Annotated in this window: 8 protein-coding genes; 7 read left to right on the top strand and 1 reads right to left on the bottom strand. The window is 49.5% G+C overall.

The features are described 5' to 3' along the window. Positions 1-97: 97 nt before the first annotated feature. Positions 98-1,123 (top strand): DUF72 domain-containing protein, encoded by a 1,026-nt coding sequence (locus B2739_RS14560; protein ID WP_331346571.1) that lies wholly within the window; start codon positions 98-100, stop codon positions 1,121-1,123. Positions 1,124-1,419: 296 nt separating this feature from the next. Continuing rightward, positions 1,420-3,051 carry a methyl-accepting chemotaxis protein gene (locus B2739_RS14555; RefSeq protein ID WP_331346570.1) on the top strand — a complete coding sequence of 544 codons (1,632 nt, stop codon included), beginning with the start codon at positions 1,420-1,422 and terminating at the stop codon, positions 3,049-3,051. 66 nt (positions 3,052-3,117) lie between these two features. On the opposite strand, the gene B2739_RS14550 is transcribed toward B2739_RS14555, so the two are convergent. Next, on the bottom strand, positions 3,118-3,978 hold the full coding sequence (locus B2739_RS14550) for an HDOD domain-containing protein (RefSeq protein ID WP_331346569.1): 861 nt from the start codon (positions 3,976-3,978) through the stop codon (positions 3,118-3,120). Positions 3,979-4,236: 258 nt separating this feature from the next. Here B2739_RS14550 and B2739_RS14545 point away from each other — a divergent pair, with 258 nt between their 5' ends. From B2739_RS14545 to B2739_RS14525, 5 genes are all read left to right on the top strand, one after another. Continuing rightward, positions 4,237-6,282, top strand: a complete 2,046-nt coding sequence (locus tag B2739_RS14545; RefSeq protein WP_331346568.1) for a PhoX family phosphatase — start codon at positions 4,237-4,239, stop codon at positions 6,280-6,282. 515 nt (positions 6,283-6,797) lie between these two features. Then, positions 6,798-6,992 (top strand): hypothetical protein, encoded by a 195-nt coding sequence (locus B2739_RS14540; protein ID WP_331346567.1) that lies wholly within the window; start codon positions 6,798-6,800, stop codon positions 6,990-6,992. A 66-nt stretch (positions 6,993-7,058) separates the two neighbouring features. After that, entirely contained in the window at positions 7,059-9,998 is a 2,940-nt protein-coding gene (locus B2739_RS14535) for a ribonucleoside-diphosphate reductase subunit alpha (protein WP_331346566.1), read from the top strand. A 156-nt stretch (positions 9,999-10,154) separates the two neighbouring features. Then, complete coding sequence (locus tag B2739_RS14530) at positions 10,155-11,447, top strand: ribonucleotide-diphosphate reductase subunit beta (RefSeq protein WP_331346565.1); 1,293 nt, start codon at positions 10,155-10,157, stop codon at positions 11,445-11,447. Positions 11,448-11,598: 151 nt separating this feature from the next. Next, positions 11,599-12,315, top strand: coding sequence for a hypothetical protein (locus B2739_RS14525; protein ID WP_331346564.1), 717 nt, complete (start codon positions 11,599-11,601; stop codon positions 12,313-12,315). Positions 12,316-12,452 lie beyond the last annotated feature (137 nt).

The raw sequence follows: 12,452 nt of genomic DNA, 5'->3' as shown, positions 1-12,452 counted from the left end.
GATTGTTTTGATTAAATGTTAGTAAAAGCTGACATCCAAAAACCTCTTCTATATCCTTCCTTAGCCTCAATGACCATCAGCTTCAAGTGATTTGGATATGCAAGATTCTCTCTTCGGTGAACCACAAGATCGCTCGGCAAAACCCGCTAAAAAATCAGGTAAATCTGTGGAGCCGGTTGTTCCTGACCCGGAATGGATTGCACTGGCAGATTCACTGCCGTCGCATCTGCGGCTGGGAACATCGTCATGGAATTATCCGGGCTGGAATGGATTGGTGTGGAATGGTGAATACGCCGAGACCAATTTGTCGCGCTATGGGCTGGCGGCTTACGACAAACATCCGCTGTTCCGCACCGTGAGTATCGACCGCAGTTTTTATCGCCCACTCAATGTTGCGCAGTTCGCGCAGTATGCATCGCAAGTGAGTGATGATTTTCGTTTTGTGGTGAAAGCGCCGAGTTTGATTACCGATGCCTTGGTTCGCGATGAAACTGGCAGAGGCATGCGACCCAACGCGCATTTTTTAAATGCAGAAGAAGCAGTGCAGATGTTTGTTGAACCTGCACTGGAAGGCTTGCAACATAAATTGGGGGCATTGGTTTTTCAGATCAGCCCCCTGCCCGGTCATTGGCTCGCGCAGATGCCGAAATTGATTGACCGTTTGCATCAGTTATTGGCATCGATCCCCAACTTGAAAAATACCGCGCCCGATGGCGTTGTCGCCGTCGAAGTGCGCGATCCGCAGTGGCTAACGCCGCAATTTGTGAACGCTTTGCGCGATACCGGTGCCACCTACTGCATGGGGCTTCACGCCAAAATGCCGCGCATTAGCGAGCAGCTCCCGATTCTGCGCGCGCTCTGGCCGGGGCCGTTGGTGTGCCGCTGGAATTTAAACCCGGTGCACGGTGCGTTTGGTTATGAAGAGGCAAAAGACGCCTATGAGCCTTACGATAAAATCATCGACCCGGATACCGAAACGCGCATGGCATTAGCAAACGTCATTCGCGGCACCGCAAACGGCGGGCAAAATGTATTTGTCACGCTGAGTAATAAAGCGGAAGGCTCCGCGCCTTTGTCGGTGATCGAACTGGCGCGGGCGCTTCACTCCAAGAATCATTCCTGATAGTTAATCCCAAGCGTGCTCGATACATCAGGCTAGCGCACACACCTCGCTGCCCTGACTTTTGCACTGCTCATCCCTGCTTGTCATTCTTGCTCGCCTTCACTTACTGGCCCTCGCTTACGTGCTATCTGTACTTTCAGTTCATTGAAAATATTTATTTGTGCGATAAAGGCAATCGCACTGGTTGACACATGATTCATCACCTATCGTTTAGTCGGACGAGTTGAGTGCAATCTCAACATTACCCACTATTCCTATAAAGCCTTATAAACCACGCAACCTGGTGAAACCATTCTATGAAAGTGATCAATCGTTTATATCTTGGCTTTTTACTCTTGTTATTACTGATGGTATTAACCACCGCGATTGGCGTTGTCAAAATCAATAACGCCGATACTTTGCTGACCAAAGTTGCCGAACAGACGTCGGTAGAACAGCGTCAAGCGATTAACTTTCGTGGCAGCGTGCACGATAGAGCCATCTCTATTCGCGATGCGGTACTGGAGGGGGATATCAATCTCAGCCAAAAACACTTTGCCGATATTGCGAAGCTCGATCAGTTTTATCAGGAATCTGCCCGTGTGTTGGACAGACTCTATGCCGCCAAAAATGGCAGCAATAAAGAAGAGTTGGCACTGCTAGCGGCGATCAAAAATATCGAGCAAAAAACTCTGGCATTAACAGAGCAGGCCACAAATCAAATCAACGCGGGTGATTTTGAACAAGCGCGGCGTTTTTTATTGACAGAAGTATCGCCTTCTTATGCGCAGTGGCTCGAAAGTATTAATGCACTGATTGATGAACAAGAAAAAGTGATTCAAAGCACAGTGACATCCGTGCGGGATGAAACCAATAATTTCCAATGGTTTATGTTGATTATTACCGCGCTTTCTGTGGTGATCGGTTCCGTCTTTTCTTATCTTACAGTGCAACGTTTACTGCAGATTTTGGGTGGCGAGCCAGAAAAAGCCGCGTCTATTATCAACCAGATCGCCGATGGTGATTTACGTTTGCAATTGGATACGTCCAAACCCAATAGCATCATGAATGCACTGCACAAATTAAATAGCCACCTGAATCACATGACCAATAGCACCATGAAAGCCGCTGCAGATTTAATGTCGGCATCGCGTGATTTGCTGCATACATCTGAACAAAATGAAATTCTGATTGGCCAACAAAAAAAGGAAACCGAACGCGGCGCTTCAGCCATTCAACAAATGGCCAGCAGCGTTATTGATGTGGCTCAACACACCAACCAAGCAGCAAGCGTGGCGCAAACGGCCATGAGCGATTTCCTTGCTGGCCAGCAAGAAGTGGATAAGACCCAACAGACCATTTTGCAACTGGCGGGCAAAGTGGGTGAAGCAGCGCAAGTGATTGATAACCTTTCGGCCGGCAGCCGTGAAATCGGTTCAGTGTTGGAGGTCATTCAAGGTATTGCCGAACAAACAAACTTACTCGCGTTAAACGCAGCTATTGAAGCCGCACGCGCCGGTGAACAAGGGCGTGGCTTTGCGGTAGTGGCCGATGAAGTGCGCGGCCTGGCCAGTAGAACCCAGCAGTCTACCCGCCAGATTCAAGAGGTGATCCAGCGCATGCAAGACGGCTCCCAGCAGGCAGTAGACGTTATGAAACAGGGACAAGAGCAAGCGGGCTTAAGTGTGGACCAAGCGCGTCGCGCGGGCGATGCATTGAAAGCAATCAATGCCTCAGTGACACGCATCAATGATATGAATACCCAAATCGCAACTACCGCAGAACAGCAATCGGCAGTGGCAGCAGAGATCAACAAAAACTTTGAGCGTATTACCCAGTCGGCTAACCTGGCCGAGCAAGAGGCTCGCACCATCACCCAATCCAGTAATGGGCTGGATCGCCTTGCTACGGTATTAGGTGAAGCAGTGAAACAATTCAAAACCCATTAACCCAAATCACACTGCGCTATCTATACGGTCTGATTTGGATGTCGGGGTAAATGGTAGCGAAAATGTTTAGAACAAACTTTTCGCTACCATTTTGATTTCCTGCACGTTGGTCATCACAAACGTAAGGCCACCGGCAACCACAGAATTTTCTGGCGCTTCCAATTTTTTATAGGCCGTCAATTCTTGAATGGGCGGCAAATCAGTTTTGGTGTGGGTGAGTTTGAGTGAGTGATACAAACCCAAATTAATGAGATCGGTGAGATTAGGCGGGCCCGGGTTTTCGCCGGTCCAGTTGCCAATTTCCTGCACTACTTTTAGATATTGCTCATCTACCTGCCACTGTTTAAGCGTGATCACACCCAGTGATTTTGCATACTCGCGGCAGAGCGAAACATAGGCGGGAATATCTGGAGTCTGCTCGGAATTTTTAAAGGCTGACAATACTGCCAGCGTTCCTACTTCACTCAGCAGCGCCGCCATGAGTACGTTATCGGGCAAGACGTTTTTTAAATGCAGGTGCTTGGCAATATAGGTACTCAAACTCGCCTTTAATGCCAAGCGACGCCAGGCCTCCATAAACAAACGCTTATGTTTCACCGAGTGAACAGAAAATAAACTCTTGATGGAATGCACCATGGTGATGCGCTCCACCTGATTCATCCCTAACAGACGAATCACATCGAGAAGATTTTGCGGTGGTGTTTGGCTGCCCACTAATGGACTGGAAGCGTATTTCAACAAGACTGCAGACAACGCGGGATCTTTCGCTAATAACTTACTGAGTTCGACCATAGACAGGTCTTGCTGCCCCATCGCCTTGCGGATTTCAAAGGTAATAGACGGCAGACTGGGCAATTGTTCTTTGCCGTTTAATAGATCGCTAATTACACTGCGATACACTGAATAATCTGATTGCACTGATTCCACGCTGGATTCCATATCACGCTGATTTTTAATTAATCGTTTTCATTAATCTTGTTACTGATCGTTGTCGCCAAGGTTAGCAGATTTACCCGCCGGGGTAATCAGTGCAATCTGCCAAGCCGCCCCCTAATTCCGTACTCTGCAGGCACAACGTCATCAGACTGTTACCAAATCTTCAAAAAACTGTCGTCTAACTGACATAGAGCGTCGCTTTAATCCTTGCATCTGAATCCCCTTCAAGAAAACAACAGGAAGCAACCGATGACCGACCATACTATTTATGAGATCGACAATTCCGGCATTGAGCCTTTGTCGAACAATTCCAACAACACTACTTTTGCCGAAGTGATGACCCAGCGCCGCCAATTCTTGAAAGGTAGCCTGAGCACTGCAGTGGCTGCTTTTATGGGCGCAAGCCTGGTCGCCTGTGGTGGCGACGATGACGACAAAAAAAGTAACAGTTCTTCAAGCGCATCCAGCTCAAGTGCCCCGGCATCTTCCAGCAGCTCCAGTTCTTCATCGTCACTGGCTCCCCTGCTTGGTTTTACTGCTATCGCCACCAACCGTAACGATGCGATTACCGTTCCTGAAGGTTATACCGCGACTGCATTCGTCCCTTGGGGCACGCCGCTGACTGGCACTATGCCTGCCTATAAAGGCGATGCCAGCAACACCGGTGCCGATCAGGAACAACAAGTGGGCGCACATCACGATGGCGTGCACTTTTTCCCGATGGATGCCAAAACCACCGGCACCAATTCCAGCGAAGGTTTGCTGGTGATGAACCATGAATATCTGGATGACAAAATTTTCCACCCCAATGGTGCAACCCTTGGTGCAACCCGCCCTGCCGATGAAGTACGCAAAGAAATCGCCGGTCACGGTGTGAGTGTGATTCACATTAAAAAGAATGGCAGCAACTGGGAAGTCGTTAACGGCAGCCCATTCAATCGCCGTATCACCGGTGCAACGCCAATGGATATCCGTGGCCCCGCTGCCGGCTATGCAAAACTTGCCACCAAGTACAGTCCAAATGGCACCGCTACCCGCGGCACCCTGAATAACTGTGGTATGGGCTATACCCCTTGGAATACTTACCTCACCGCTGAAGAAAACTGGGCAGGTTACTTTGTTAATAAAGATGCAACCCAGCCACGCGAACACAAGCGTTACGGTGTAAGCACCAAAAATGGCCGCTACTTCTGGGAATTGGCAGACTCAGGTGCGGATGAATACGTGCGCTTTGATGCATCGACCAAAGGAGCAACCGCACTGGACGACTACCGCAACGAGCCAAACACTTTTGGCTGGATGGTAGAAATCGATCCATTTGACCCGGAAGCCCGTCCACAAAAACGTACCGCTCTTGGCCGTTTTGGCCATGAAGGTGTGATCTTCGCCCCCGCAGTCGAAGGCCAACCTGTAGTGTGCTACTCAGGCGATGACTCACAAAACGAATACATCTATAAATTTGTCTCTGCCGAACCTTTCCATAAAGCGACGGCTGGCGGTTGGCTGCTGAACAGCGGCGTACTCTATGTTGCCAAGTTCAATGCCGATGGCACCGGTGAGTGGCTGCCGCTAGATATCACCAACAGCACCTTCACTGCCAAGGCAGCTACCGCTGGTGTGACCTTTGCAAACCAGGCTGATTTGTTGATCAACACCCGTTTGGCCGCCGACATCATGGGCGCCACCAAAATGGATCGCCCTGAATGGGGTGCTGTACATCCGGAAACCGGCGAGGTGTATTTCACTCTCACCAACAACACCAGCCGTACCGCTGAGCAAATTGATGCCGCCAACCCACGCGCCAACAACGCCACTGGCCACATCATCCGCTGGAATGAAGAAGCTGGCAAAACCACCTTTAAGTGGGACATCTTCCTGCTGGGTGGCGATGTAGGCACCACCACTGGCACTGGCGATAAAGCTGTCACCCTGACTGCAGACAACCACTTTGCCAGCCCCGACGGCCTGTGGATTGATTCGCGCGGCGTGCTCTGGATTCAAACCGACATGAGCGGCAGCCAGCAAGGCACCGGCCCTTACGGCAACAACCAGATGCTGGCCGCCGACCCGGTAACCAAACAAGTGAAGCGCTTCTTTGTTGGGCCAATCGATGCAGAAGTGACTGGCGTGACCGGTACACCGGATATGAAAACTCTGTTTGTGAATATCCAACACCCCGGTGACCGCTCTACATCAACCAACTTCACCAGCCACTGGCCAGAAGGCGGTACTGCCCGCCCCCGCTCTGCCACAGTGATTGTGACCAAGAATGACGGCGGCATGATTGGATCGTAAATGTTGCCGGACATAACCGTCTTACCAACACTCACTCACCATAAAAAGACGGCACCACAGGGATGTGGAGAACAAACCAACCGGGATGTGGGGCATATCAAGGGGCTTAGGCCCCTTTTTTTATTGGATGCAGAAGCGTTATTTCACCAAAAAAACACAAACACAAGATGTAGTCATAATCGCCCCGCCAATGTATGCCAAAAAAATCTAAATCAATTGAACATCTGTCATTTTTATTATGAGTCGCGCGAATGCTGCATTTGCCCTTGGTTCAAGGCGTTAGCGCGACTTGCCCCCAGTTTTTACCCCTGTCACCCACATCTTATCCACAGGTTGTCAAGCTTGCATAAAACCCCCAACCGCATTATCTTGTAGCCCATTCACGATTTACCCCTAGATATAGGTATTGCTTAGGTTAAACCTACAAGCAGCACCTATCCCTTGGCGGGCAAATCGTCAAGCAAATTTTTGACCCAATTGAACGTTAATCACAATGTGTGCTGAAAAGCAGCGTTATGTTAACGGCCAGTGCGATGATTCATCCTTCATTGGCGGGCATCAGTAGTATGGGCACAAACGGCTGCAAGCTGACCACTATATCTAGTGGTCATAAAATCGCAGAAAACGGTGTTCTGGACCCTGATTTTAATAACCAGATGGCCGATACAAACGCCATCCAGCGGGTCAGCAAGATCGCAAACGCTAGCTAGCAATACCCAACACTTTTTTATTACGTAGCAAATTCAACCAGGAATGACCTCACGCGGGAGACGTCTATGCAAACTGACATTGAACAAACCACCGGTACAACCAACGTCCAACACGACATCCATGGCGGCTCGTCGAGCCTGACGGCAACCGCGCCAGGACAATTGCGTGTGATCAAGCGCAACGGAACGGTGGTTCCCTTCGATGCCAGCAAAATTGCTGTCGCCATGACCAAGGCGTTTTTGGCGGTAGAAGGCGGCACTGCGGCTGCGTCTACCCGTGTGCACGAAACTGTGAGCAGCCTGACCCAGCAAATTACTGCCACCTTTAAACGCCGTATGCCCTCTGGCGGCACTATCCATATTGAAGAGATCCAGGACCAGGTTGAGCTGATCCTGATGCGCTCCGGCGAGCAAAAAGTCGCACGCGATTACGTACTCTACCGCGAAGAGCACGCCCGCCTGCGCGCGCAAAAACAAGCGACCTCACAAGAACCCGATCCGGATTACCCTAGCCTGAACGTATTGCTGGCCGATGGCACCCGCGCGCCTTTGAACATCGCCCGTATGCGTACCATCGTGCATGAAGCCTGTGCCGGTTTGGCGGGCGTAGAAGAGAGAGCGATTCTCGATGAAGCCATGCGTAACCTTTACGATGGTGTAGAAGAAAAAGATGTGAATACCTCGCTGGTGATCACTGCCCGCACCCTGGTTGAAAAAGAACCCAACTACTCGTTTGTGACCGCCCGCTTGCTGATGGACAAACTGCGCGCCGAAGCCCTGAGCTTCTTTGGTGTTGCAACCTCTGCCACCCAAGCCGATATGGAAACCCTGTACGCGCAAACCCTGCCGCTGTACATCAAAAAAGGCGTTGAGCTGGAGCTGGTATCGCCAGAGCTGTTGAATTTCGACTTGGAAAAACTGGGCAAAGCATTGATCGCCGAGCGCGACCTGCAATTCACCTACCTCGGCCTGCAAACCCTGTATGACCGTTACTTCATCCACAGCAACGACACCCGCATCGAACTGCCGCAAATATTCTTTATGCGCGTAGCCATGGGCCTCGCGATTCAGGAAGAGCAAAAAGAAGACCGCGCGATTGAATTCTATCGCCTGCTCTCTTCGTTCGATTACATGAGCTCTACCCCAACCCTGTTCAACTCAGGCACTTTGCGCCCGCAGTTGTCCTCTTGCTACCTGACCACCGTACCCGATGACCTGCACGGTATTTACGGTGCAATGCAAGACAACGCCATGCTCAGCAAATTCGCGGGCGGCTTGGGTAATGACTGGACACCAGTACGCGCTCTGGGCGCTTACATCAAAGGCACCAACGGTAAATCACAAGGTGTGGTTCCCTTCTTAAAAGTAGCGAACGACACCGCCGTAGCAGTAAACCAGGGTGGCAAGCGCAAAGGCGCTGTGTGTGCCTATTTGGAAACCTGGCATATGGATGTCGAGGAATTCCTTGAGTTGCGCAAAAACACCGGTGATGACCGTCGCCGTACCCACGACATGAACACCGCCAACTGGGTGCCTGATGCATTCATGAAGCGCGTATTCGATGACAAAGAGTGGACCCTGTTTTCGCCTAACGATGTACCTGACCTGCACGACCTGTACGGCAAAGCGTTTGAAGAGCGCTACGAGCACTACGAGCGTGAAGCTGCAGCGGGCAAAATCAAAGTATTCAAAACCGTGCGCGCATTAGACCTGTGGCGCAAAATGTTGGGCATGCTGTTTGAAACCGGTCACCCATGGATCACCTTTAAAGACCCATGCAACCTGCGCAGCCCGCAACAACATGCCGGTGTGGTGCACTCATCCAACCTGTGTACCGAGATCACGCTGAACACTAAAGCCAACGATGAAATCGCGGTATGTAACCTCGGCTCCGTTAACCTGGCGCAACACATTGTTGATGGCAAGCTCGATCAAGCAAAACTCGAGCGCACCGTTAAAACCGCAATCCGCATGCTGGATAACGTGATCGATATTAACTACTACGCCGTGGCGACCTCCAAGCAGTCCAACCTGCGCCATCGTCCAATCGGTTTGGGCATCATGGGCTTCCAGGATGCGCTGTACGAACAACGCATCGCCTACAGCTCACAACAAGCGGTTGATTTTGCCGATACCTCAATGGAAGCAGTGAGCTACTACGCGATCAAAGCGTCGTGCGAACTGGCGCAAGAGCGCGGCAAGTATTCAACCTTTGAAGGCTCACTGTGGAGCAAAGGCGTATTGCCCATCGACTCTATTGAATTGCTGGTACAAAACCGCGGCGAGAATTACATCAAAGTAGATCGCAGCAAAACCTTTGATTGGGACACCCTGCGCACTGAAGTGAAAGCGAAAGGTATGCGCAACTCCAACGTGATGGCGATTGCCCCAACAGCAACCATTTCCAACATCACTGGCGTTACCCAATCGATTGAGCCGACCTACCAAAACCTGTATGTGAAATCCAACCTCTCCGGCGAATTCACCGTGGTTAACCCGCACCTCGTTCACGATTTAAAAGCGCGTGGATTGTGGGATGCGGTAATGGTTAACGATTTGAAATATTACGAAGGTTCGCTGCAAAAAATTGATCGCATTCCTGCCGATTTGAAAGCGATTTATTCCACCGCATTTGAAGTGGAACCACGCTGGATTGTGGAAGCAGCAAGCCGTCGCCAGAAGTGGATCGACCAGGCGCAAAGTTTGAACCTGTACATCGCTGGCGCTAACGGTAAAAAATTAGACATTACTTATCGCATGGCATGGTTCTCTGGCTTAAAGACTACGTATTACCTGCGTGCCTTGGCAGCAACCACTACTGAAAAATCCACCATCAATACCGGCGCATTGAACGCGGTATCATCCGGTGGCGCAGGCGGTTTATCCGCAGCACCTGCTGCAGCAAAACCTGCCGTATCAGAAGTAGAAGCAGCGAGCTTTGCCCAAGCAGCGCCAGTGCCTTTGGCTTGTTCGATTGATAATCCGGATTGCGAGGCGTGCCAGTAGGCCCTCACCCCTAGCCCCTCTCCCACAGGAGAGGGGAATAAAGCGCTCACCTGGTGATATACGCGCAGACTAAAACCTTGCGCGATCCAGTCCCCTCTCCCTCTGGGAGAGGGCTAGGGTGAGGGTAGAAACCAAACAGAGAGAACGAGGAACACCATGTTAAGTTGGGACGATTTTGATACCGAAGAAGCAGCAAAAGAAACCGCACGCCAAGAAGCGATTGCAGCCAATTTAAATAAACCTGCTGCATCACAAGCGCAGCCTGCACAAGTTGCCCAAGCACAAGCCGCTGCACCTCAGAATACCGTGGTAAACACCAGCTTTGCCGATGCAGCGAAAGAAGCAGGCATTAGCCCTGAGCTCGCAAAAGCGCGCGCAAATCTCGCGGCGCTTGATCCGGCACCGGGCCTTGAAGAATTGCAAATGGGCGCTGCGCGTATTCAGGTTGATGAAAAGCGCATGATCAACTGCCGCGCGGATTTGAACCAACTCGTTCCGTTCAAATACGACTGGGCATGGCAAAAATATCTGGATGGTTGCTCTAACCACTGGATGCCACAAGAAGTGAACATGACCGCTGACATCGCCACCTGGAAAAGCAAAGACGGCTTGACCGATGACGAGCGCCGCATCGTGATGCGCAGCCTCGGTTACTTCTCAACTGCTGACTCATTGGTTGCTAACAACTTGGTACTCGCGATTTATCGTTTGATCACCAACCCTGAATGTCGCCAATACATTTTGCGTCAATCATTTGAAGAAGCGATCCACACTCACGCGTATCAATACTGCATTGAATCGCTCGGTATGGATGAAGGCGAAATCTTCAACATGTACCGCGAATTGCCAAGCGTTGCGAACAAAGCCGCGTGGAGCTTGAAGCACACCCAAACCTTGGGCGATCCAACCTTCACCACCGGCACACCAGAAACCGACCAGGAATTGCTGCGCAACCTGGTTGCATTCTACGTAGTGACTGAAGGTATTTTCTTCTACTGCGGATTCAGCCAAATCCTCAGCATGGGCCGCCGCAACAAAATGACCGGCGTTGCCGAACAATTCCAATACATCCTGCGCGATGAATCCATGCATTTGAATTTTGGTATCGATGTCATCAACCAAATCAAATTGGAAAACCCGCACTTGTGGAGCGCAGAGTTCCAACAAGAAGTAATCCAAATGATTTTGGAAGGCACCGAATTGGAAATCCAATACGCGCGCGACTCAATGCCACGCGGCGTACTCGGCATGAACGCCGCCATGATGGAAGAATACCTCCACTTCATCGCCAACCGCCGCTGCTCACAACTCGGCTTAAAAGAACAATTCCCCGGCGCACAAAACCCATTCCCGTGGATGAGTGAGATTATGGATTTGCGTAAGGAGAAGAATTTCTTTGAGACAAGAGTGATTGAATATCAGACTGGTGGGGCGCTTTCTTGGGATTAAAAATTATTTTTTAATTCGGTGTCATCCCCGCTCGCGGGGAACCATTACGAACGGATTACATATTCCGGAGTGAATAAACCTGAACCGCTATTGAGTTTTGTCAGATGTTTTCTGGTGGGGCTGAATGGCGGTTTTTTAATGAGTAGAAAAAATGAAAGTTATATTAGTAGATAAAGATCATTCTACAGCTAGATCTTTTACTCTCGGCGTATTTAGCCGAGCAATATTAAGTATATGCCTATTAGGAATACCCACTTTTGTTGGTGCATTTGGATATAGCTTTTTCATAACACAAGAACAACTTATTAATAAAAAAAACACGCAAGATCAGCTAAAAGCCATCATCTCAAATGATGGTAATTTGAGATCAATAAAACACGCACTCTTGTCTCAAACACCCGACTTCACATTATCGGATGCCTTAGCAAACAATAAAAATAACTATTACCCTAAAAATGTTCCACTTTCATCTGTACTTGAAGATATAAAAATAAATGCGTTAATAAACCAAGAGAAATCTATTTTATCGAAAATAGATTTGGTAATTTCTGAACATGAAGAAACCAATCCATTTGATAAGCTTCAAAATTCACAACGAGACCTATTTGTCAACATCCGCATAAAGTCGGAAGAAGATTATTCAAAAATATCGAATGACATCAATAATATCGCAGATGAACTTCACTCAAAAAACCAACTCGTTGACGAATACCTTTCCGATTCAAAAACATCATATTGGGTATCAATCCTTGGTCTTCTATTTTCATTGATAATAGGTAGCACTCAAATTTATTGGCAATTATCAAGCAAAAAATACGAAGTAAAAGTAGAGGAAGAAATTAAAAACGAAAAGCAAACCAGCACGTAGGCTGGGCTTAATGGAGGCTGCTGTTGAGCTTGCGAACCGCAACATTCGTAATCGCAAAAGGCACATTTTTCGTGAATACGAAAAACCAATCAACGATGCACGTGTTTTGGTGGTTGCGGATGCATGGTCATGTTGGG

This window comes from Cellvibrio sp. UBA7661 (assembly GCA_002483365.1).
Taxonomy (GTDB): domain Bacteria; phylum Pseudomonadota; class Gammaproteobacteria; order Pseudomonadales; family Cellvibrionaceae; genus Cellvibrio.
The sequence above is the reverse complement of the archived record's forward strand: the minus strand, read 5'-3'. Positions and strand labels throughout refer to the sequence as shown.